Annotated in this window: 16 protein-coding genes; 7 read left to right on the forward strand and 9 right to left on the reverse strand. The window is 45.1% G+C overall.

Annotated elements, in window-relative coordinates; translation table 11 throughout:
* Positions 1–3 precede the first annotated feature (3 nt).
* The 3 genes from NQ542_RS11535 to miaB form a co-directional block, all read right to left on the reverse strand.
* A complete protein-coding gene (locus NQ542_RS11535; protein WP_005634672.1) occupies positions 4–882 on the reverse strand; it encodes a cell division protein FtsX in 879 nt (292 codons plus the stop codon).
* A 422-nt stretch (positions 883–1,304) separates the two neighbouring features.
* The gene (locus NQ542_RS11540) at positions 1,305–5,171 is read right to left on the reverse strand and encodes a DUF6383 domain-containing protein (protein WP_039849729.1); all 3,867 of its coding nucleotides are present in this window, start codon (positions 5,169–5,171) and stop codon (positions 1,305–1,307) included.
* A 1,315-nt stretch (positions 5,172–6,486) separates the two neighbouring features.
* The gene (gene miaB / locus NQ542_RS11545) at positions 6,487–7,857 is read right to left on the reverse strand and encodes a tRNA (N6-isopentenyl adenosine(37)-C2)-methylthiotransferase MiaB (RefSeq protein ID WP_005634662.1); all 1,371 of its coding nucleotides are present in this window, start codon (positions 7,855–7,857) and stop codon (positions 6,487–6,489) included.
* Positions 7,858–8,107: 250 nt separating this feature from the next.
* Between miaB and NQ542_RS11550 the strand changes: the two genes are divergently transcribed.
* Together NQ542_RS11550 and NQ542_RS11555 are read left to right on the forward strand one after the other, a co-directional pair.
* Positions 8,108–8,536, forward strand: coding sequence for a hypothetical protein (locus NQ542_RS11550; RefSeq protein WP_005634659.1), 429 nt, complete (start codon positions 8,108–8,110; stop codon positions 8,534–8,536).
* Between the two features lie 70 nt (positions 8,537–8,606).
* A complete protein-coding gene (locus NQ542_RS11555; RefSeq protein WP_005634657.1) occupies positions 8,607–10,103 on the forward strand; it encodes an acetyl-CoA hydrolase/transferase family protein in 1,497 nt (498 codons plus the stop codon).
* Between the two features lie 63 nt (positions 10,104–10,166).
* On the opposite strand, the gene NQ542_RS11560 is transcribed toward NQ542_RS11555, so the two are convergent.
* The 5 genes from NQ542_RS11560 to NQ542_RS11580 all read right to left on the reverse strand — a co-directional run bounded on the left by NQ542_RS11560 (position 10,167) and on the right by NQ542_RS11580 (position 15,602).
* Complete coding sequence (locus tag NQ542_RS11560; RefSeq protein ID WP_005634654.1) at positions 10,167–11,297, reverse strand: AAA family ATPase; 1,131 nt, start codon at positions 11,295–11,297, stop codon at positions 10,167–10,169.
* A 171-nt stretch (positions 11,298–11,468) separates the two neighbouring features.
* On the reverse strand, positions 11,469–12,260 hold the full coding sequence (locus NQ542_RS11565) for a gluconate 5-dehydrogenase (RefSeq protein ID WP_005634652.1): 792 nt from the start codon (positions 12,258–12,260) through the stop codon (positions 11,469–11,471).
* Between the two features lie 28 nt (positions 12,261–12,288).
* Complete coding sequence (gene kduI, locus NQ542_RS11570) at positions 12,289–13,131, reverse strand: 5-dehydro-4-deoxy-D-glucuronate isomerase (RefSeq protein WP_005634650.1); 843 nt, start codon at positions 13,129–13,131, stop codon at positions 12,289–12,291.
* A 47-nt stretch (positions 13,132–13,178) separates the two neighbouring features.
* Positions 13,179–14,396: a DUF2264 domain-containing protein gene (locus NQ542_RS11575; protein WP_005634648.1), complete on the reverse strand. Its 1,218-nt coding sequence runs from the start codon at positions 14,394–14,396 to the stop codon at positions 13,179–13,181.
* Between the two features lie 9 nt (positions 14,397–14,405).
* Positions 14,406–15,602, reverse strand: coding sequence for a glycoside hydrolase family 88 protein (locus NQ542_RS11580; RefSeq protein ID WP_005634646.1), 1,197 nt, complete (start codon positions 15,600–15,602; stop codon positions 14,406–14,408).
* Positions 15,603–16,234: 632 nt separating this feature from the next.
* On the opposite strand from NQ542_RS11580, the gene pstC reads away from it, so the two are divergent.
* The 5 genes from pstC to NQ542_RS11605 all read left to right on the forward strand — a co-directional run bounded on the left by pstC (position 16,235) and on the right by NQ542_RS11605 (position 21,108).
* On the forward strand, positions 16,235–17,425 hold the full coding sequence (gene pstC, locus NQ542_RS11585; RefSeq protein WP_036724765.1) for a phosphate ABC transporter permease subunit PstC: 1,191 nt from the start codon (positions 16,235–16,237) through the stop codon (positions 17,423–17,425).
* Positions 17,426–17,433: 8 nt separating this feature from the next.
* Positions 17,434–18,321, forward strand: a complete 888-nt coding sequence (gene pstA / locus NQ542_RS11590) for a phosphate ABC transporter permease PstA (protein ID WP_005634640.1) — start codon at positions 17,434–17,436, stop codon at positions 18,319–18,321.
* Positions 18,322–18,334: 13 nt separating this feature from the next.
* Positions 18,335–19,087 (forward strand): phosphate ABC transporter ATP-binding protein PstB, encoded by a 753-nt coding sequence (pstB, locus tag NQ542_RS11595; protein WP_005634638.1) that lies wholly within the window; start codon positions 18,335–18,337, stop codon positions 19,085–19,087.
* Positions 19,088–19,188: 101 nt separating this feature from the next.
* Positions 19,189–19,866, forward strand: a complete 678-nt coding sequence (phoU, locus tag NQ542_RS11600; protein ID WP_005634636.1) for a phosphate signaling complex protein PhoU — start codon at positions 19,189–19,191, stop codon at positions 19,864–19,866.
* Positions 19,867–19,905: 39 nt separating this feature from the next.
* Positions 19,906–21,108, forward strand: coding sequence for a porin (locus tag NQ542_RS11605; RefSeq protein ID WP_005634633.1), 1,203 nt, complete (start codon positions 19,906–19,908; stop codon positions 21,106–21,108).
* Here the strand turns inward: NQ542_RS11605 and NQ542_RS11610 are convergent, their stop codons facing one another.
* A complete protein-coding gene (locus NQ542_RS11610; protein ID WP_005634631.1) occupies positions 21,109–23,538 on the reverse strand; it encodes a glycoside hydrolase family 95 protein in 2,430 nt (809 codons plus the stop codon).
* Positions 23,539–23,546: the final 8 nt, after the last annotated feature.

Below are 23,546 nucleotides of genomic sequence, written 5' to 3' on the forward strand. Positions count from 1 at the left end.
CATTTATATATAATATAGTTTATCAACACCCATTCGTAAATACTTGTTCACCGCAAAGACAGTAGCCGTAACCGAAAGCAGGATCCCCATTATCAATACACCGGCATAAACAATTATCAATACTTTAATATCCAACAACTGGACGAAACCAGATAATTCGTTTTGTAAATAATACAACGCTCCCGTCAACATTAATATTGCGAAAATGGACGCAAAAATACCACTGACCACATTGTACCGCACAAACGGCCTTCTGATAAAACCAGGTGTAGCCCCCACCAACTTCATCGTATGGATCAGAAAACGTTTGGAATAAATCAGCAAACGGATCGTGTTACTGATCAGCACAAACGAGATTGCCATCAACATTACGGCAAGTGTAAGCAAGATCAGGCTGACACGTTTCACATTGTCGTTCACCATCTGCATCATGTCTTTCCGGTAAAGCAGATCTGAAACGGAAGTATATTTTTTTATTTTCTTTTCGATCAATTGCAGGCTGTCGGCATTAGCATATTCCGAATGCAATTTCACTTCAATGGAAGCCTGTAGCGGATTAAAGCCCAAGAACGTTTCGGGATTTTCCCCCAACTCCTCCTCAAGTTCCTTGACAGCCTGTTCTTTCGATATATATTCGGTCGATTTGATATAAGGCAAGGCATCCAGCGTCTTCTGCATCTTCTTTATATCCGCTTCTTTCTGATTATCTTTCAGCACGATCGAAAATGAAATGTTCTCCTTCACATATACGGAAAGTTTGTTTCCCAACAACCCTATCAGAAAAACGAGCCCCAGCAGAAACAGTACCAATGAGATACTTATAATGGAAGTCAGACGAGAATTAAAGAAAGAAACAGAACTAACCTTTTTACCTTCAGCCATTAGACGTAACCTTATTGTTATTAAATAAAGCGAGGAGATGCGTTCAGAGAACACACCTCCCAATTTTTCTGCAAAAGAACGAATAATTTATGAGATAGTGATTACTTTACAATTCTTTAACTACAAGTCACCGAGCATAGATGGATAAAAAGTAGCATGCTTATCTTAAACAAACGAAGAGACTGTATCCATACACATAGTGTATTCCGACACAGCCTCTTGTTTTTTTAACTGCCTTCGACCTTCACAGGCTACTGGCAGAAGAACTTTATTTCAATACTTTAGTATTAATAATACGATCGCTTGTTCACCTGTCGCAGGATAATTGCCGTTATTTATAGAGATGCACCGCCGTGCATCTCTACGGCGCACGATCTTATTTAGAATTATTTGATTATAATTGTAATGTTATTATTCTGAGATTACTTTACAATTGCTTTTACAGCGTCTTCACCTTCAATAGCAACTACAACTACACCAGCGGGAGCAGCGATAGTAGCATTATCAGAAGTAACCACTGTATTAGCGACTGTCTGGCCTAAGATGTTAGTGATAACCACCTTCTTGCCGGCAGCACCTGCAACTGTGATCTGACCATTACCGGCGATGACTGTTACAGAAGATACTTCTACGTCTTCGTTTGCAGTAGCATCACTTTGAGCTGTCGTATTCAGCAACAATGCCTGATAGATATCTTCATAAACATTTTGATGCCAGTTGCCATTATGATCTCCAGTTTCACTATAACCACGACCGGTAGAAACAATGTTGTGGTTTTGTTCCTTCACCCAAGTGTTACCATTGGCTGCATAACCATACTGTTTACCCTTCGTTTCGATATAGAAGTTTTCGTCATCACTCTGATCTTTCAAACGGAATGCGATAGAAGCTCCATCGTAAGCCTTTTCTTTCAGAACAACTTTCTTGGCAACGTTTTTGCCGTCATACAAATCGCGGTCATACTTGATTGTTGCATCAGCAGCATCCATGATGTACAATGTATCCTGATAGTGGATTGCATTTACGAATGCATAACGAGTATACACATTTTCGAATGGTTTAACGCTGTTCTTCAAATAAGCCGGAATTACGCTATCGACAGAAGCATCAACCATGTAACGTCCCTGTAAGTAATCAATCACCTGATAATGGTCACCGATAGCCGGATGATCTTCGTGATTGCATTCTGCTGTTTTCTTAGCCTCAACATCAAGAGCCAACAGATAAGTAGGCATGCTCGATACATTTACATGAGCTGTATCGATAAAGAACTCGTTGTTGCGTTCCGGTTCTTCAACAGCACTGAAGATGTTCATATAAGTAACACCATCGATTACAGATTCGCCCAATGTACGGTTTTCATTGTTCGTTGAATAGAACTTTTCAGTCTTCAGACCGACAACTCTGCGATAGTACGGCATTGTATCTGCCTCCAAGATGAACGATTCGGTACGATCCTGACACAAGTTTTCAACTTTTGCATCCAGTTGACCTTGTTCGATAGCCAGTTTATCCAAAGCATCGTCAAAGACGTATTTCCAACCAGCAAATTTATTCACATCGTCAGTATACACATCATCTTTATCTACAGGATAAGCAGAAGGATACTCAGTACGAACCAACGCATAATAATGGCCTTCTTCGTTATCGGCAGTCCAATGGTTATTTTCTTTCAATGTAAAATAAGCCAATGTGTAATTTGCATTACGATCCAAAGTATCAGCCACGCAATATTTACCATTCTTGTTGATACCAACAAATACACGGTCATTGTTGATCATATCTGCATCCTTCACTTTCAGCATATAAACTGATTTATAAAGTTGAGTTGCACCAGCAGCTTCACTTGTATAACCGTAAGGTATGTTCGTTGATTCGTAAGCAGCCGCATCCCAGTTAACTTTAACCGGAACCAGTTCAAAGTTAGAACCTTCAGCCTGAGCTCTCAACAGCGTATCTTTACCCTGCTTAACAGCGTTCAGATAATAAGGATCTGTTCCATAATCGAAGAACTGTTTCAGTTTGAATGTATTTTCGATTACTTTATCACCCGGATTCAGATAACCCAATGTATTGACCGGATCAACTTTCGTAAACTTCAGTGTATCAGAGCAAGCGAACTTACTGTTGTGGTGTCCTAATGTATTATCATAATTATGATTGATAATGAATACATTGTCATCAGCTTTATAAAGCTGGCCTTCGAATGCCACATTTGAATATTCACGGTTTACAACTTTGACACGAGCAACAGGATCTTCTTCACAACCTGTATATTCAACAACCCACTGCGTTGCAGGCATGTGAGCGAAGTTCTGAGAAGCCTCTTTTTCATCATATACAACATGACCGCTCATATCTGCCACAACATTCACACCATTTGCACGATGAGTGGTCAAATCCGGAGCTTTATCTGTTACTAACTGGATGGTGTAAACAGCCTGATCCAAAGTTGTACGAGTCAAGTACGGATAAGAATGATCAAATTCGATGCAAGTATGAAGAGTACCTTCAGCAGCAGAACCTTTAGGTTTATCTGTTCCACCGGCAGTTACAACCCAACCGTCTTTCGTATTCAACTTGCTCAACATTACTGCAACGGGAGCCTCTTCCGGAGCTGTAGCCAAATCAGTATTACTTGCACTTAAACCTTTGTTTCCAGAAGTAATATCGCTAGAAGAAATAAACTGGCTTGCAACGATAGAGTTTCTCCAAGTTTTCTCTGCCTTAAATTCTGCATCATTCATTACAGATGCATTCAACGGCTCAATAACCAAACTATCTTGAGTCGGGAAATAAGTCAGACGATAGTTATAACGAGCATTGAAGAAGAAATCAGCAACTTCCGTAGACGGCTTCTTGTTTGACAACAGCAGTTCAGGAGAGTTGGATGGGTTTTCGGTAGCTTCTTCCCAACGAGCAGTATCAACCATCAAATATTTATCATTCTTAGCCATATCTTCTTCATCGATCACAGCTTTCAAACGAAGAGGATATTTGTTATACAGATCTTTATGCTCAACAACAGCAACAGCGAAATTATAATCTTCAATCACTGTTTTATCTGTATATTTTACATAATACGCCTTATTGGCATCACTCAACGCCCAAAGTTGGTCAGTAGCTGTTTCTTCCAGATAAACGACCCACTTCTCTACAAGATCTTTTGCATTTTCAGCAGTCTTGTCATTATAGAAAACAGATCCTGCTTGTACTAATGCATTTTGAGATTCACCTTTATTAAAATCAGCAAAAATGAAGTTCAATTCTTTTGCTTCGGAACCATCTTCTGCATTATATTCAGATAAAACAGTGTTACCAGCAGCAATAATAGCCTTATCTGCTGCCAATTTTATTTCATCTGCCTCAGCAGTCAGATTTTTCTCTTCCGCAATATACTTATATGTGTCTAATGTGCTGTTGTCTTCCGGAGACATAGCCGTTCTATTGCCAATACCCGTCGGAGTCATAAAGTTGAAACCGGCAGCACCATCTTTCTGAGCATCGATCATGCGATTGATGTCTTTTGCGTTTAACACAACAGATTCTGCAACAACCGGAGTCAATGTCAAAGCCTCACAAGAAGTAGCCTTATTCCCTGCTTCGGCAGCCGTATAAACAGCGGCAACTACTTGAGTTCCTGCAATATTCAGACCATGCTGATTAGCAGCAGTCCTAGAAGACTTCTTCAATACGATGTATTTGTCCGAATCGTGGAAATTAGCATACAGAATTTCATTTGCCAGCTTCTGTGTATTGTCTACGTTAGAAGAGAACCAACTCCACTCAACATTGCAACCTTCCAGAATAGAAGCTTCCAAATCTGCAGATGCAGCAGTCGTAGCGATTTTATCTTTGCCATAAGCTGTTTTATGATCAAAGATAATTCCTAACCCTGTTTCCTTGTTCTTAAAGGTAAATTTGCCACCAGTTGCTCCGTCTTTCTTATCATAAGAAATCTGCCACAAAGAATAGTTTAAAGGAGCTTTATTAGCATCCACAATACGAAGAGTCACTTCACCGGTTTTAAAATCGCGTTCTTGGATCAAAACCTGATTTTTTTCCTCACCAACACGTAACTGATACCACTTATCAGCCTCAATTTTGTTCACTTCAGAACCTAAAGTTGCATTGCTCTTAGTTCCGAAAGAACGATAAGTTAACCCAGTCGCACAAGGAGTAACCTGGCCATAAGCATTGCTTACGGGAAAATTACTTACCTGTGCTACCGCAGAGAATGCCGTTCCGAAAGCCAGGCATCCTACAAGAGTAGAAAACTTTTTGTTCATAATCATTTGAATTAATATTAATAATACATATACTAAAAGTTCGATCAGCATCACGTACATCCCTGTGTTTTCGTCTTTTAACTAAACTTCTGTATTTTGACGAGAGAAAACGTACGTTTTTTTTAGTCATTTTTGAGGGGCTTTCTGGAGGGTTTGTGTTGGAAAGTCGGTTTTTCGTACTTGTTAAGTTATCTGATTGATAAGAAAGAATATAGAAAAGGGAAAATAATTGGAAGAAAGGATTGCAGGTTTAAAAAGTAGTTGTATTTTTGTGCAGTGAAAATGGCGAACAAAAACGTACGTTTTCATTAGTCATTTTGAAAAACACCTCTATATCACTATAATACAACAACTTACAAGCACAAAATCAAGTATTTGTTATATATGTACGCATGTACATTAGTTAAATTGATAACAGATAGGTTATCAGACAGATACTACACCTTAGCACACTCAAGGATTCCACTGAAAAAAAAGAGAAAAACAAGGTATTTTTGCAGAATAGCGACTTATGTGTTATTTTTTCTTTCAGTCAACAACTATTATTAAAGATTATATCTCAATAGTGTTGATTTGTTTCTTGGCAAATTTGAAACATGAAAGAAGATCTATCGGTGAGCAAACGGACAAACCTGTGGAAAGGTTCAAATATTCTTACAATTGTCCTATTATTCCATAAACTTATTATTGATTACGAAAACAACTGTCATACTATCATGCTTTGCTTTTAAGATCATGAATATCAATACTTACACGAAATGATAGTAGACATGACGGATGGTTTTTCAACTATCATACCATCATGGATACAATAGCTTTTTTACACGTAGCATATAGCTTATTTTCAACAATATAGTTACATTTTTTTGTCGAGACCCGGGTGTCCGACACCGGCAGATCCGGGTCTCAAGACTGCTCAAATGGAGGTGTAAATGGCCCTGATATGGGTATTTTGAGGAAAAGATCTAACGTCTTTCATTAAAAAAAGTAACGTGTTCCGGAAAAAAGGCTTATGCTTTCCGCAAAACATTCCGTTTTTAACGCTTTTGGAGTATGTCTATTTCGAGTAAAACGGCCGAAATGATAGTTAAACAGCTGATTTATGATAGTTGCATGATAGTTGAAAAGGGAACTATCATATCTATACAATATGATATTCAATATTCACACAAGAAACATGATGGTATGATGGAGAATTTGTAAATAATGGGAGTCCGTAGGGGCGGGGTTACTCCGCCCATTAGGAATCAACATCACCATAATTAAATGGCAATAGGCAGAACAGAATCCAGCCCCTACAGAAAAATCCCCGCTCTTATTCGACCGGGTCTCCAAACAGAGTTGCGGAAGAGGCGCGGTTTATGCGTACTTTTATAAATTGTCCTACGCGATAATTCTTCTTGTCAAAAATCACAACCTTATTCTGGCTGGTACGGCCGAACAACTGTTCGCGCGAACGTTTGGAGAAACCTTCGATCAGAACCTCGAACACTTTGCCGATATCACGCTTGTTACTTTCTTCCGAAAGCTGGTTCTGCAAGTCGATCATGCCTTGCAAACGGCGGACTTTCTCTTCTTCACTGACCGTATCGGGAAGATGCTGGGCCGCATAGGTTCCCGGACGCTCGGAATATTTGAAAAGAAAAGCACTATCGTAGCCTACTTCACGCATCAGGGAAAGCGTTTCTTGATAATCCTCCTCCGTTTCGGAATGAAAACCGCAAAACAGGTCGGTCGAGATAGCACAGTCCGGCAGGATACGACGGATAGCGGCAATACGATCCAGATACCATTCGCGCGTATATTTACGGTTCATCACTTTCAAGATACGGGAACTTCCCGATTGTGCAGGAAGATGGATCATCTTACATATATTGTCATGCTCAGCGATCACGTGCAGGGTTTCATCGCTCATATCCTTCGGATGCGAAGTGGTAAAGCGGACACGCATTTCAGGCACTTCCTCGGCGACACGCTTCAGCAAGGCGGGAAACGAAATTTTCTCCCCCTCTTTTTCAAAGAGATAAGAGTTGACATTCTGCCCCAGTAAAGTCACTTCCTTAAAGCCTTTATCACGCATATCGCGTATCTCGTTCAGTATGCTTTCGATATCCCGGCTGCGCTCCCTTCCGCGGGTATACGGCACGATGCAATAGGTACAGAAATTATTACATCCGCGCATGATGGAGACAAAGCCCGAAATATGCACGCCTCCCAATTTCAAAGGGATCACATCTTTGTAGGTTTCCTGCGTGGAAAGTTCTACATTGATCGCCTTTTCGCCGTGCTCGACCGCCCCCACCAGGTTCGGCAGGTCCATATAGGAATCCGGGCCGACTACCAAATCGGCATGATGCACTTCGATCAGCTCCTCCTTCACTCGCTCCGCCATACATCCGAGCACGCCGATCACTAAAGATTTTTTCTTTCTTTTTAAAGACTGGAAATACTGAAGCCGTCCGTAGATTTTCTGTTCGGCATTATCGCGAACCGAACACGTGTTGACGAAAATAGCATCAGCGTCTTCAATCTTGTCAGTCACTGCATACCCATCCATTTTCATGATGGAAGCGACTACTTCGCTGTCTGCCACATTCATCTGACACCCGTAGGTTTCGATGAACAACTTCTTTTCTTCCGTTACGGCTGCGGATTTTAAGTCCACGCCATTCTCTTGATTCGTCATCTTATTTACTAATTACTGTTAAATATAAATGTTTTTGAAAAATAATTCACTAAACACTTGCACAGTCAAAATACCACGCTTATATTTGTAATCGAAAAACGTAAATTTTTTCATAGTTAAGGTTTTGGTTAAATCGAATAAGGGTGGCTGTGAAGTTACCCTTATTTACTTTTATACCTATTATATGTATCCTTTCTTTCACTTCTAAATAATATTTCCTACATTTGGAGTGCAAAAATAATCAAAGTTTATGGATAACGCAGGTGATTGGCTATATATTGTGTTCCTGATAATTGCAGGGATCAGCAGTTTGTTCGGTTCCAAGAACAAGAAAAAACGTCCGAAACAGATATTGGGGCAACCGGACAGGGAAATCGTCACAAACGAAGATAATGTTCCCGACAAAGGCTTTTGGGAGATTCTGGAAGAAATGCAAAATCCGAAACCGGCAAAGCAACCTGTACCCACTCCTAAAAGAAAAAAGAAACAACAACAAGTTGCAGACCCCTCACCATTTCTTGCCGCCGAAAAAGTGACAGACAAACAATCTCCTGCCGGCAATCGCCTTGTCGTTCCCTCAACCGAAGAGGAAATCCCACTTACGGATATCGAGTTCGACAATGCCGCCGAACTGAGAAAAGCTGTTATTTACACTGAAATACTTAATCGCAAGTATTAATCTATAGTCTTTTTTAATACCTTTGCGCCGCACTGTTAACTGAATAAAGTATTACTAAATTAATAATATCATGGCTTTAAAATTTATTACAGCTGAAGAAGCAGCTTCATTCGTACATCACGACGACAATGTAGGCTTTAGCGGATTTACTCCTGCAGGATGTCCTAAAGTTGTGCCGGGCGCCATTGCAAAAAAAGCAATTGCCGAACATGAAAAAGGAAACCCGTTTCAGATCGGTATGTTTACCGGCGCTTCGACAGGCGACAAGCTGGACGGCGAACTGGCTCGTGCCAATGCAATCAAATTCCGTACTCCGTATCAGTCCAACAAGGACCTGCGTGCCCTGCTGAATTCCCACGGTGCACAGTATTTCGACATGCACTTGTCTGAACTGGCACAAAGCCTGCGTTATGGCTTCTTAGGCAAGATCGACGTAGCCATCGTCGAAGCAGCCGATGTGACGGAAGACGGCGAAATCGTTCCGACAAGCGGTGTCGGTATCCTGCCGACAATCTGTCGCATGGCCGATCGTATCATCATCGAGTTGAACTGCCGCCACCCGAAAGAAATCCGCGGGATGCATGATATCTATGAACCGGCTGATCCTCCTTACCGCCGCGAAATCCCCATCTACACTCCGTCCGACCGTATCGGTAGCGACTGCGTGAAAGTCGATCCGGCTAAGATCGTCGGTGTTGTCAAGACCGACGAACCGAACGAAGGCGGCAAGTTCTCTCCGCTGGATGACGTGACAATGGCTATCGGCCAGAATGTTGCCAACTTCCTGGTTGGCGAAATCAAAGCCGGCCGTCTGCCGAAAGAATTCGTTCCGCTACAGAGTGGCGTAGGCAATGTTGCCAATGCCGTTTTGGGTTGCATGGGCGAAAACAAGGATATTCCGGCATTCAACGTTTATACGGAAGTTATCCAGGATGCCGTTATTGCTTTGATGAAAGAGGGACGCGTCAAGTTTGCCAGCGGTTGTTCACTGTCTGTCAGCAACGAAGTGATCCGCGACATCTACGCGAACTTGGATTTCTTCAAAGATAAGATTCTGCTTCGCCCGCAGGAAATCTCCAACAATCCGGAAGTAGCCCGCCGTCTCGGCCTGGTGGCCATCAATACGGCTTTGGAAGCCGATATATTCGGTAACATCAACTCCACCCACGTATCCGGTACAAGAATGATGAACGGTATCGGCGGTTCCGGCGACTTCACCCGTTCGGCCATGTTGTCCATCTTCACGACTCCGTCTACGGCGAAGGAAGGCAAGATCAGCGCATTCGTACCGATGGTTTCCCACCTGGATCACAGCGAACACTCCGTCAAAGTCATCATCACGGAATATGGCGTTGCCGACTTGCGCGGCAAATCTCCGATCCAGCGTGCACGTTGCATCATCGACAACTGCGTCCATCCGGACTACAAACCGTTACTGGAAGAATACCTGGCAATGGGTATCAAGGGACACACGCCACAGAACCTGAAATGTTGCTTCGCTTTCCACGAAGAACTGGCAGCCAGCGGCGACATGCACAATGTTGACTGGAGTAAATACAACAAATAATCGTTGTATCATATATACAGAAAAGGGCTGTGTCAAAACTCCGTTTTGACACAGCCCTTTTCTTTAGAAGTTCCGCCTCAACCACAAAGAGAAAAAGCGATCGTAAACCATGTAAAAGTTTCCTTCTTTTGTTATGAAGTCCTTTTCCAACAGCCCTCTTAAAGCCGATTGAACCGAACTGCTTGACGGCAAGCTGTATTTATGGATAAATTTTCCGGAAGTCAGTGCCGTTGCTTTCCCTTCTTTACAAATGGCAATCATCAGCTCTTTCTGCTTTTCCGGCAATTGATAAAGCAACTCAGAATAGGTAAAGGAATAAGAATCCAAAATGAAATCCACTGCCTGTTCAATCATCTCGCCACCGCACACCTCCCCTTTCGGAGTCATTGCAAAAAGAATATTCAATATCTTTTGCAGATACCAAGTGATTCCTTCAAAACGATTATACAAAGAGTCAAAGACTGTAATATCAATATTCTTTTGCGCCATCCTGAAATGATGTTGTACAAACTCCATGTATTTCTGTTTATCGATTGCCGATAAATGCAGGATAGATACACTCTGATAAAAAGGACGGGCAGGACTAATAAACATTTCACCCATCAAATGACGTTGTGAACCGGCAAATATAAAATGAGCCTTGTCGCAATGCTGGACATAAGTACGCAACAAAGCCTCCGTATTCTTTTCCGGATATTGTGCAACCTGTTGAAACTCATCGATAGCAATAATACAAGGCTTATCAGATACAGCCAAATAATGAAAAATTTCATCCAAAGTCGTTTCCGGCGACTTGATATCGCCCAATTCCAAATTCCATTGCGGCATTCCCGACATATCCAATGAAAAACCGGCCTTTAAAGAGACCAAACTATTAACAAACAACTCCCAAGCCTTTTGTCCTTTCGGTTTTAAAGTCGCCAAAATTACTTTTCCTAACTGAAAAACGAACTCTCGGAGTGTCTTGGTCGCATAAATATCAATCAGGAAGGTATAATAATTTTCCTTTATTTCTTTCAAATGGAAACAATGCTGGATTAGCCCGGTTTTTCCCATACGGCGGGTAGAGATGATGGCTACATTGTTTTCATTGACCAGCCAACGAAGCAACTCTTCGGTCTCCCTCTCCCGATCACAGAAATATTCGGGAGCGATGTAACCACTTGTAACGAATGGATTATTTAACAATGTCATGTTGTTTTCTTTTTACGCAAAGATAATTATTATCTTATAATAATCATCATAACGTAATCAGATTCCGATTTAGAGTCCTACCCTAAAAAAAGTCCTTTCGAAAGAAATCTGAATTTCTCCCGAAAGGACTCTTTTTAACGCAGAAAGGCAATAAGAGCCAGTGCGACCTTATCAAGGTTGTTTACCGATATAAGCCAGAATACCGCCATCGACATACAGCACATGGCCGTTTACGAAGTTGGAAGCGTCGGAGGCAAGGAATACGGCAGGTCCCATCAAATCTTCAGGAGTTCCCCAACGGGCAGCCGGAGTCTTGGCAACGATAAAGGCATCGAACGGATGACGGGAACCGTCAGCCTGTCTTTCACGCAAAGGAGCGGTCTGCGGAGTTGCGATATAACCCGGACCGATACCATTACACTGGATGTTATATTCGCCATATTCGGAAGCGATATTGCGAGTCAGCATCTTCAAACCACCTTTGGCGGCAGCATAAGCCGATACGGTCTCACGGCCGAGTTCGCTCATCATAGAGCAGATATTGATGATCTTTCCGTGTCCTTTCTTGATCATGGAAGGAATAACTGCTTTAGAGACGATAAACGGACCGTTCAGGTCGATATCGATCACCTGGCGGAATTCGGCAGCCGTCATTTCCACCATCGGGATACGTTTGATGATACCGGCGTTGTTCACCAGAATATCGATTACGCCTACCTCCTTTTCGACTTGTGCAACGAAAGCATTCACCTGCTCTTCATTCGTCACGTCGCAAACATAACCGTGAGCTTTGATACCTTCAGCTTCATAGGCAGCGAGACCCTTATCCACCAATTCCTGTTTGATATCGTTAAACACGATAGTAGCACCGGCTTTAGCGAACGCAGTCGCAATCGCAAACCCGATACCGTAAGAAGCACCTGTTACAAGTGCAACCTTACCTTCCAATGAAAAATTTACCATAATAATATATATTAATGTCCGAAATTCATTACTTCAAGTCAGAGATCAAAGAGAAATCCTGATCTCCGTAATCCAGGTTTTCACCTCCCATACCCCAAATGAAAGTATAGTTGTGAGTGGCAGCAGCACTATGGATAGACCATTCGGGAGACAAAACAGCCTGGTCGCCTTTCATCCAGATATGACGGGTTTCATCCACTTCGCCCATGAAATGGCAGATAGCCTGGTCTTCAGGAATATCGAAATAGAAATAAGCTTCCATACGACGGCTGTGCACGTGCGCCGGCATCGTGTTCCATACGCTGCCCGGTTTCAATTCCGTCATACCCATCTGCAACTGGCAGGTAGGAAGGACCTGATTGACGATCATCTTGTTGATGTTGCGGTCGTTGGACATTTCCAAAGAGCCCATAGCGGCAACCACAGCGTCAGCCTTCGTTACTTTTTTATCCGGATAGTTGCGATGTGCAGTCGTAGAGTTAAAATAGAATTTAGCCGGATTCTTGGCATCCTTGCTTTCAAATGTCACTTCACGGTCACCGGAACCCAGATAAAGAGCCTCCTTAAAATTGAGTTCGAAGACAGCATCCCCAGCTTTTACAACACCTGGTCCGCCCACATTGAAGATCCCCATTTCACGACGAGTCAGAAAGAAAGGAGCTTTCAACGGATCGATTGCTTCCAGAACCAATACCTCGCCAGCCGGCATAGCGCCACCGACGATCATACGGTCGTACATCGAATAGACCATATTCACTTCATTCGGAGTAAACACCTTTTCAATCAGAAAGTCACGACGGATACGTTTCGTATCATATTGCTTTGCATCTTCCGGATGCGCAGCATAACGCAATTCATAATTTGTTTTCATCTTCTTATAGTTGTATTATTTTTTAATTTTTAATTCTTAATTTTCAATCACTTGATTGCATGGTCAGCCTGCACCTTCTCCCCGTTCCAGGCTTTCACATTCGTCCATTCCGTATAAGGAGCGGACCAGAATTCATCCGTCTCCGGCAGTCCCAGAGGCACTAAGCCAAAAGCACAAAGGTAGACGCTCCCCGTATTGATATAAGACTCGGAGATCTCGATTTGTTCACCTGTAAAGCCTACGCGCAACCAGCCGTTCTTGTCGAAATTTGCCGGAGACTTCAACTGGCGACGAATGACGGAAGTCAAAGCGCAACGCACCTGCGCCGGTTTCACCCGTTCGGGCAAAATATGCATCAAAGCAGCTTGTCCTAACGCATGGAAAGCACCGAAACGGTAGCAGATGGAACGACCGACAACCGGAAAGGAACCTTCGGGAGAAATAAAACGTTCCAGTATCTCGGCATAACGAGCATGACGTTTCAACTGTGTATCCAAGAAATCAGCTCCCTCGATATTATGTTTCTTCATCACGACCAGCACGTCCGTCAGCATCGGATGGATTACGAAACTATTATAATAGTCCATGTGAAAATCAACTCCATCACCATACATAGCATCCCCTTTATACCATTCGTCACGGAATTTTTTCACTCCATACAGCATCCGTTCCATATCACATTCTCCTGTAAACTCCAACAAAGCAGCTTCGACGGTCGAAGCAAAAAGCAGCCAGTTGTTTTCAAAAGGCTTGATGTTACGGCTACGCTTCAATTCGGTAATCATCCATTCTTTTGCCTGCGGATCAAGATTCCCCCAAAGTTGTTTCGGAGCACGCAATAATCCCTGAGCCAAAAAAGCAGCATCTACCAGAGGTTGCGACGGTTCACCGAAAACCAGATAGTCGGGAGCCTCCGGATTAACAGCATTCTTCAAGCCTTTTACCGTCAGGTTGATATATTTCTCACGGAGCTTGCCTTCAGGCGTATTGTCCGGTCCCAGTTCCAGCCAAGGAGCGATACCGCAGACCAGACGGCCCACCGCCTCCAAATGCGAGAAACGACGACGGTTGCCCAACGATTCGTAAGGCATATTCTTCTTCAACGTATTATTGCTCAGATTGACAAGTACGGGATCAGCAATGCGTGTCAGATTTTCCACCCAGAATGCACGATCTTCTTTACCTGTTGTTTGCTGGGCGTTGCCTGTAAAAGGCAGGCAGATCGTACATAGAATTAGTACGGCGATTTTCAATGAATTTCTCATGGTTTATATTCAAATTAATTTTTTCAGTCTCATCAATGCTTCCACATAATAGTAATCGGCATAGCTAAGCGGCACGTCCACCTCGCTGTTTCCAGGCAGATGGCCGGTCGAATGCTTGAGTACAAAGTTACAGTTTGTTCCCTTCTCCGCCAAATATTCAGGTGATGATAAAGAGCGCACCTGCTGTTCGGCAAAGTCCAGATAGCTTTTTGCCTCATCCGATTTATCCAACTGGCTCAATTCGATCAAAGCCGAAGCCATGATAGCGGCAGCAGAGGCATCGCGCGGTGCATCCGGGATATTAGGAGCATCGAAATCCCAATACGGGACTTTATCGGCAGGCATATTCGGATGGTTCATCAGGAAACGGGCAATATGCTTGGCCTGTGCCAGATATTCGGGACTGCCGGTTTCACGAGCCATCATCGTATAGCCATAGATTGCCCATGCCTGTCCGCGTGCCCAAGCCGATTCGTCGGCATAGCCTTGATGCGTCATTTTGATATGGGGTTTTCCGGTGATGGTGTCATATGAAACGACATGATAGCAGCTATAGTCATCGCGGAAATGATTTTCCATCGTCGTATTGGCATGCGTGACCGCGATATCATGGAAACGGTTATCGCCGGTAGTCTTGCTTGCCCACGTCAGCAGTTCGAGGTTCATCATATTATCGATGATAACCGGATACTGCCATTTACCATTATTGGTAAAGTCCCAGGAACGGATCGCCTTGATCATAGGGTTGAACCGGGTACTAAGCGAGCCGGCGCCTGTCACCAGCACATCCTTGTAAGCGGGATTTTGTGTCAGCCGGTAACCGTTGCCATAGCTACAATAAAGCATGAAGCCTACGTCGTGGTTATCCGTCACATGCTGCACTTTTTCCAAGCGTTCGGTAAAAAGTCCGGCATACTTCTTCAATTCGGGAGTAGGATTGTTTTCATACAGATACCAGAGTTCACCGGGGAAGAAACCGCTGCACCACCAATAGCAGTCGCTGGTTTCCAGTTTGCCATCCTTAATGCTCTTAGGCAGCCGGCCATCCTGTTGTTCCAGCTCTTTGGCCATAAGCAGCGCCTGTTCGGTCGAGGCTTTCAAACCGCGGTCAATCACTTTCGCAAGAGGTTCCTCCTGCGGGGCATTACTACAAGACGACAACAGCAGTGTGGTCGCTAACACAGATAAACTTAAAAGTTTGTTCATAATCGAATAATTAGAAAGATTTTGGACAAATATAGGGATAAGTTTACAAATTACTGCGTATTACGATAGAAAAGCGATTGGTATACATGACGAAGCCCCGAAAATGTCATTTCATCTCCGGGGCTTGTGTCGTATCCTGATCTTGGTTGGCCTTTTCCCCCCCCTGGTTTCACATCCACCTATATATATTTTCAAGTGAAAAATAAGAAGGCTACAATAATAACTAATAAACAAATACACAAGTATTTACTGCCATCGCTACCACTCCTTACGTTTTCGCCCTTAGTCAAAAAGGTTTTTGACCTGTGTCGAAAGGGCTTTTGACCAAGGGCGAAAACGTATTCGACTAAAGGCAAAAGGTTTATGACCGGGCTGTTTGACAACAGAAACCATAGCTATTGTCGCTTAAACAGAACCATCCGGGACCGACTTGATCTCTGATGAAGGCAAACATAAGCAGTGAAGCCACTTTCACTGTCAAACCTGCATTTAACCGGTTCCGCTTTTTCTTAAATACAGACTATTTCTTGAAATACAAACGTAACAATATCGTAACATCTCATTCAATCCCATGTAACCGCTTCGTAATATTTGTTTCGTTCCTTTGCAGGTGGAATAAAAAGGTAAACAAAGTGAGAAAATTTTTCGAAAAGATTGTAGAAGGGGGGTTACTCATCAGCGGAAGCGTCAGCAGCTTTACGATTTTGCTGATCGTGTTCTTTCTGTTCAAAGAGGCCGGCGGCCTTTTCAATACTCCGGCCACAGAAGAAGGCTATGTTCTTGCCGTAAATAAAAGCAACGATGTCGGAAAATTATCACCGGAGAAGATCATGGACATTTTCGACGGTAATATAACCAACTGGAAAGATATCAGCGGGATGGATCAGGATATCCTGATATTCCGTTTCTCCGATCTGACCAACTATTATACGGAGGAGGAACTGGGCGACGAATTTCAATACGTCCCGCAAAAGATCAGCGAACTGGTGGCGAAAGAACCAGGTATCATCGCTTTCTTCCCCAAACAGTATTTACTGGAAAAAGGGTTCCAGGGAAAGGTACTGCCGGAAGAGAAGATCACATTAGGGGAGTTCTTCGGAGGGACGAAATGGTATCCGACCTCGACACCGGCCCCTATATTCGGATTGATTCCTTTGTTGTTGGGCACATTACTGGTCAGTATCGGCGCAATCGTACTTTCACTTCCTTTCGGAATTGCGGTTGCCATCTACATGGCGGAAATAGCGAACAAGCGGACACGCGACCTCTTGAAACCTATCATCGAACTGCTCGCGGGCATTCCGTCTGTCGTCTATGGTTTCTTCGGCTTGGTGGTAATCGTGCCGCTCATACAGAAGACATTCGACCTGCCTGTCGGCGAAACGGCTTTTGCCGGCAGCGTGGTCCTGGCGATCATGGCGCTCCCAACGATTATCACCGTTGCGGAAGATGCCATGCGGACAACACCCCGCGCCATGAAGGAGGCAAGCCTCGCCTTGGGTGCGACCCAATGGCAAACAATATATAAAGTAATCATCCCATATTCCATTTCCGGCATTACATCCGCAGTCGTGCTGGGTATCGGACGTGCGATAGGCGAGACGATGGCAGTCCTGATGGTAACCGGCAATGCGGCCGTCATCCCGACCTCCTTCTTCGAGCCGGTGCGGACTATTCCCGCGACGATCGCCGCCGAACTGGGAGAGGCTCCCGCCGGAGGCGCACACTACGAAGCCTTGTTCCTGCTCGGCGCCGTCCTCTTCCTGATCACGTTGATATTGAGTATCTCCGTCGAGTATATTTCATCTAAAAGAAAAATCTGATTAGCATTATGGCACCTGTACAAAAGTTAGGAAATATAGATTTAAAGAAACGGACCTCCCAAAAGTTTGCATTCGGTTTCTTCACCCTGTTGAGTTATCTGGTCGTAGCGATCTTGTTCGTGATCTTAGGCTTCATCATCATCAAAGGAGGCAGCGTGATCAGCTGGGACTTCCTGACGAAAGCGCCGGAAGAGGGAATGACGAAAGGGGGAATCTTCCCGGCGATCGTCGGAACCTTCTACCTGATCGTCGGAAGCAGTATCATCAGTTTCCCGATCGGGATCATGAGCGGCATCTACATGAATGAATATGCGACAAACGGCAAAGTGGTCCGCTTCATCCGTATCATGACAAATAACCTGAGCGGAGTCCCGTCAGTCGTATTCGGTTTGTTCGGTATGTCGCTGTTCGTCAATGCACTGGGTTGGGGAGATTCGATCATAGCCGGTTCGTTTACGCTGGCATTGATGTCGCTTCCCCTGATTATCCGCACGACGGAAGAAGCTCTGAAAAGTATCGACGACTCGTTCCGGCACGGTAGCCTGGCTTTGGGCGCAACGAAGTTACAGACCATCCGCCGTGTCGTGCTTCCGATGGCTTTCCCGAATATCATCACCGGCCTGATCTTGTCGGTCGGACGCGTATCGGGCGAAACAGCTCCGATCCTGTTCACCGTGGCAGCCTATTTCCTTCCCCAATTGCCGGGAAGCATCTTCGACCAGTGCATGGCACTGCCTTATCACTTGTATGTAATATCCACGAGCGGAACGGATATAGAAGCCTCCCGCGGCATGGCATACGGAACGGCTTTGGTGTTGATTGCCATCGTCTTGGTTGTCAACCTGCTGGCAAATCTATTGCGTAATTATTTCGCTAAGAAAGTAAAAATGAATTAATTGAAAATTATTTATGATAAAGATTGATGCTCAAAACGTAGATTTCCATTACGGAGACTTTCATGCGCTGAAGAACATTTCGATGCAGATAGAAGCCAACACCTCGGTAGCCTTTATCGGCCCGTCGGGTTGTGGCAAATCTACCTTCCTCCGTTTGTTCAACCGCATGAATGACCTGATCCCCGACACACGTCTGGAGGGTAAGATATTCATCGACGGGCGGGACATATACAGCAAAGGGGAAAAAGTCGATACGCTCCGTAAAAACGTCGGGATGGTGTTTCAGAAACCGAACCCGTTCCCGAAGACAATTTTTGAAAATGTGGCTTACGGTCTACGCGTAAACGGCATTAAGGATAACGGATACATCGAAGAAACCGTAGTCAAAAGCTTGAAGCAGGTCGTTCTCTGGGACGAGGTCAAGGACAAGCTGAAAGATTCGGCTTTCGCTCTTTCCGGCGGCCAGCAGCAACGCCTTTGCATCGCACGGGCATTGGCCATCTCACCTTCAATCCTGCTGATGGACGAGCCCACTTCAGCCCTCGATCCGATCTCTACAGGCAAGATCGAGGATTTGATCCATGAACTGAAAAAGGAATATACAATCGTGATCGTCACACACAACATGCAGCAAGCTGCTCGTGTAAGCGACAAGACTGGATATTTTTATTTGGGTGAACTGGTCGAATATGGTGAAACGCGTAAGATCTTCACCAATCCGGAAAAAGAATCGACCCAGAATTATATCACAGGGAGATTCGGGTGAGAAGATTTATGATTTATGACTTATGATTTATCATCGACACATAAATCATAAGTCATAATCCATAAATCATAAATTATAAATCATAAATTATAAATCAAAACATGAAGGTTATTGAACAAGAAATAGCGGCGTTAAAGAATACGATCAACGAGATGTGGGCACTCGTCCACCAGCAGATATACAATGCCGGTGAAGCGATGCTGACCGGAGACAAGGAACTGGCCTACAAAGTGCTCAGCCGTGAACGCCGCGTGAATGCATTCGAGCTGAAGATCGACAGTGATTGCGAGGATATCATTGCCTTGTACGCACCGGTGGCTATCGACCTGCGTTTCGTACTTGCCATGTACAAGATCAATACAAACCTGGAACGCCTCGGCGACTTCGCCGAAAGTATCGCACGCTTCTCCGTCAACCTGCCGGAAGGAGAACCGATCGATCCGGAACTGGTAAAAATCGCACGCGTAGAAGAAATGTTACACGAACTTCTCGGCATGATATCATTGGCTCAGGAGGCCTTTGAAAAGGAAAGTTCCGAAATCGCGTCACGCATTTTCCTGAAAGACAACATCATCGATGAGATCAATCACGATTCGACTCCTCTGATCGCCCAGTATATCGAAGCGCATCCGGGCAGCGCACTTGCCGGCCTTTACATGGCGGGCGTCATCCGCAAGATGGAACGCTTCGGCGACCATTGCACCAACATTGCAGAAGAACTGATCTTCTACTTGGATGCGAAGGTGATGAAGCACATCGGCAAAACGGAAGAAAAGTAATATCTTTGCAGCCAGAATCAAACATAATCGTAATCGACAATGAAACGACTAACGGCATTCTGGCTGTCAGCCTGCTTTTTATGCACTATTTCCGTACAGGCGCAATCATTTATTCCCGAACGGGATTCCTCCGATATTTCCCTGTTCGAATATGCAACGAAGATTCCCAAGCGCAATAATGTATTCAACCTGGATCTGGAAATGCACGCTTCTTTCAATACTTTCTTCACCGGGCACAAGCTGGATGAAGCTGCTTTCCGTTTCAACCATATCAAGATCGAGGCGACCGGTGAAGTAAACGACCGTCTTTTCTACTGGTACCGCCAGAACCTCAACCAGGGGAATGAAGGCATGGATCTGGAGAACCTGCCGGAATCGATCGAATATGCGATGATCGGCTATCGCCTCAACGATAAATTCACGATTACCTTAGGGAAACAGGATGCTGCCTGGGGAGGGTTCGAATATGACCTCGATCCGTATGCTATATATGAATACAGCGACATGAACGAATACATGGATTGCTATTTTACAGGAGTCACGCTTGGTTATCAGCCGACTCCTTCCCAGGAACTACGTTTGCAAGTAACAGACAACCGAATCGGGAGCATGGAAGACACCTACGGAATACTTCCCGCCGGAATCGGAAAGCCACGCGCTCCGCTTTTCTACACATTTAACTGGAACAGCAGTTATCTGGACGAGATTTTGAACCTCCGCTATTCCGCCACGGCCGGAGAACAGGCCAAAGGGAAATGGATGTATATGGCATGGGCCGGGCACAATGTTTGCACCGGCCCGTTTGACGGCTATTTCGATGTGATGTACACACGCGGGGCACTCGATCCGTTAGGTATCCTGACCGAGTTAGTCCCTCCGTCCGCCGAGAATGAGGAAGGACCTGTCTGCTTGCGTAACATCCAGTATCTTTCACTCGTGGCAGAGATGAATTATCGCTTTCATCCGAAATGGAACGCCTTCGCCAAAGGAATGTACGAAACCGGGTCGGTCTATAAAGCGGGAGATGAAGAAGGAGAACTCCCGGACGGGAAATACCGTACGGCATGGGGCTTGCAGACCGGCATCGAATTTTATCCGATGGCGGATGAAAACCTGCATATCTTCCTCACCGGAACAGCCCGCTTTTACAATCTGACGGAAAAAGCAAAAGCGCTGTGTGCTTCCATTGAAAACACACAACGCTTGTCGGTAGGGTTCATATACAAGTTGCCGCTGTATTGATCAAAACATCAGTACCAACTGATCTTCAGCCTGCAATTCTACTTTCAACATGCCGTCGACAACCGGGAGAGATACGGCTTTTTGGTTGATCTTGATGCCCATATTCGCCGAATCGGCCGGGAGTTTGATACGGAACGAACCGGGAACCAGGGCTTTCAAACCGGCTTCCGCCAAGCGGCCTTCTTTCCATTTGGCAGACACTTCGCCGCCTCCGCGAACTTTCAGTCCTTTGAAACTGCCGCTTTTCCAGGCGGAAGGCAGGGCGGGAAGCAGTTCGATTTCTCCCGTCTGGCTCTGTACCAGCATTTCGGCAATACCGGCACAACCGCCAAAGTTACCGTCTATCTGGAAAGGAGGATGCGCACAAAACAGGTTCGGATATGTCCCGCCGCCGTTCGTCATATTTGTCTTACGGTCCACACACGGACGGAGCAGGTCGACAAACAACTTATAGGCATGGTCGCCGTCATGCAGACGCGCCCAGAAATTCATCTTCCACCCCATCGACCATCCCGTGCTCTTATCGCCACGGGCAATCAGCGACTTACGGGCAGCTTCGGCAAGTTCAGGTGTACGCTCCGTTGATATCTCATTGCCCGGATACAGTCCATAGAGATGAGACACATGGCGATGATGAGGTTCAACCTCTTCGTAGGGTTCGAGCCATTCCATGATACGCCCGTCCTTGCCGATCGTCGTCGGCATCAAACGGGCACGCTTGGCAGCCAGTTCGCCGGCGAAAGCAGAATCAAGTCCTAATATGTCGGCAGCCTCGATCGTATTGGTGAACAGTTCGCGGACGATCTGGTTGTCCATCGTCGAACCGGCACAGATATGAGCCGTCTTGCCGTTCGGCAACTTATAACCGTTTTCAGGCGAAGTGGTCGGGGCCGTCACCAGATATTTGTTGCGGGGATCTTCCACCAACATATCCACAAAGAACAGGGAAGCTCCTTTCAAAACCGGATACACATCTTTCAGATATTCCTTATCCAACGTATAAAGATAATGCATGTACAAATGTTCGCAAAGCCAAGCGGCGGAAGTATTGGTTGCCCCCCATGACGGATGTTCGCCCGGTGCAGTGAACTCCCAGACATTTCCCAAGATATGCGTCACCCATCCACGGGCGTTATAATAAGCCTTAGCGGTCCGTTCGCCACTGGCAACCTGTTGTTTCGTCCATTCCACAAGCGGAAGATGAAGTTCGGAAAGGTTCGCCACCTCCGCAGGCCAATGGTTCATCTGAAGATTGATATTCAAATGATAGTCTCCGTTCCAGGGCGTATTGATCGTATTACACCAAAGCCCCTGTAGATTGGGAGGCAGCAAGCCCACACGCGTGGACGAGATCAGCAGATAACGGCCGAACTGGAAATAAAGCGCAGCCAACGAAGGATCGTCCGGGTTTTCGTGGAAAGCAGCCAAACGCTCGTCCATAGGCAAGTCTTCGCGGGAAGAATGTCCCAAATCCAGCTCCACACGGCCGAACAGGGAACGGTAAGCAGCAATATGCCCTTTCTTCAAAGAGGCGAAATCTTTCTTTTCGGCATTAGCCAGCAGGGAAGAGACCTTCCCTTCCAAATCCTTATCAAAATAATCGGTTGCCATACTCACCAACAAGATCGCTTCGGAGGCATTCCGCACGGAAACAGTCGAATCTCCCGGAGTCACATTTCCCCCTTTCGGCAGGATGACGCGGACACGCGATGCATAGCGGAGGCCTTTCATCTCCAGCGTATCGACACCGTCAGGCAACTGCCCCTGCATCAGAAGGTCATTACCGTCGGCAGTCACCTTATAATGTTCGGGACGGTTCATCCCAAACGAGAAGTTCAGCGCCCTATCCGCATCGGCAGTCAAATGAATCACCCCCAAATCATCGGCAAAAGAGGTAAAGACTTCGCGGTTATACGTCACCTTTCCCCTTCTAAAAGAAGCTGTTGCAATCGCGTTGTCAAGATTCAATTCTCGTCTATATCCGAAGATCGAATCGGAAGTACCTTGATAATCGTAATTCAGCACGAGGTTACCTAGCAGTTGGTAACTGCCATACGGGACATTTGCTCCTTGCCCCTGTCCGCTCCCTTCGCCTTTGCAGACGAAAGTATTGTACATCAGTTCCTGTGCTTCGTCGTTACGTCCTTCGAACAGAAGTTTCCGGATCGTGCCCAACGAGTGATATGCCTGCGGATTATCTGTATCCTGCTTACTGCCCGACCACATGGAGATCTCGTTCAAGACAATATTTTCCGTGTCGACACCTCCGTCCGGCATCAATCCGAGGCGTCCGTTACCCAACGGGAACGATGCTTCCCAAATTCCGGCTGGGGCATCGAAATGATAAGACAGCGGTTTACCCGTTTTCACTTCCGGCATATTGCATCCTATCAGAATCATAAACAGAAAAACAAATGCGTTATATTTCATAATTACAA

Source organism: Parabacteroides merdae ATCC 43184, from assembly GCF_025151215.1.
Classification (GTDB): domain Bacteria; phylum Bacteroidota; class Bacteroidia; order Bacteroidales; family Tannerellaceae; genus Parabacteroides; species Parabacteroides merdae.

What these genes read in the sequence shown, in the direction of transcription:
- NQ542_RS11535 (WP_005634672.1), bottom strand. Translation starts at nt 882, where the DNA reads ATGGCTGAAGGTAAAAAGGTTAGTTCTGTTTCTTTCTTTAATTCTCGT.
- NQ542_RS11540 (WP_039849729.1), bottom strand. Translation starts at nt 5,171, where the DNA reads ATGAACAAAAAGTTTTCTACTCTTGTAGGATGCCTGGCTTTCGGAACG.
- miaB (WP_005634662.1), bottom strand. Translation starts at nt 7,857, where the DNA reads ATGACGAATCAAGAGAATGGCGTGGACTTAAAATCCGCAGCCGTAACG.
- NQ542_RS11550 (WP_005634659.1), top strand. Translation starts at nt 8,108, where the DNA reads ATGGATAACGCAGGTGATTGGCTATATATTGTGTTCCTGATAATTGCA.
- NQ542_RS11555 (WP_005634657.1), top strand. Translation starts at nt 8,607, where the DNA reads ATGGCTTTAAAATTTATTACAGCTGAAGAAGCAGCTTCATTCGTACAT.
- NQ542_RS11560 (WP_005634654.1), bottom strand. Translation starts at nt 11,297, where the DNA reads ATGACATTGTTAAATAATCCATTCGTTACAAGTGGTTACATCGCTCCC.
- NQ542_RS11565 (WP_005634652.1), bottom strand. Translation starts at nt 12,260, where the DNA reads ATGGTAAATTTTTCATTGGAAGGTAAGGTTGCACTTGTAACAGGTGCT.
- kduI (WP_005634650.1), bottom strand. Translation starts at nt 13,131, where the DNA reads ATGAAAACAAATTATGAATTGCGTTATGCTGCGCATCCGGAAGATGCA.
- NQ542_RS11575 (WP_005634648.1), bottom strand. Translation starts at nt 14,396, where the DNA reads ATGAGAAATTCATTGAAAATCGCCGTACTAATTCTATGTACGATCTGC.
- NQ542_RS11580 (WP_005634646.1), bottom strand. Translation starts at nt 15,602, where the DNA reads ATGAACAAACTTTTAAGTTTATCTGTGTTAGCGACCACACTGCTGTTG.
- pstA (WP_005634640.1), top strand. Translation starts at nt 17,434, where the DNA reads ATGGCACCTGTACAAAAGTTAGGAAATATAGATTTAAAGAAACGGACC.
- pstB (WP_005634638.1), top strand. Translation starts at nt 18,335, where the DNA reads ATGATAAAGATTGATGCTCAAAACGTAGATTTCCATTACGGAGACTTT.
- phoU (WP_005634636.1), top strand. Translation starts at nt 19,189, where the DNA reads ATGAAGGTTATTGAACAAGAAATAGCGGCGTTAAAGAATACGATCAAC.
- NQ542_RS11605 (WP_005634633.1), top strand. Translation starts at nt 19,906, where the DNA reads ATGAAACGACTAACGGCATTCTGGCTGTCAGCCTGCTTTTTATGCACT.
- NQ542_RS11610 (WP_005634631.1), bottom strand. Translation starts at nt 23,538, where the DNA reads ATGAAATATAACGCATTTGTTTTTCTGTTTATGATTCTGATAGGATGC.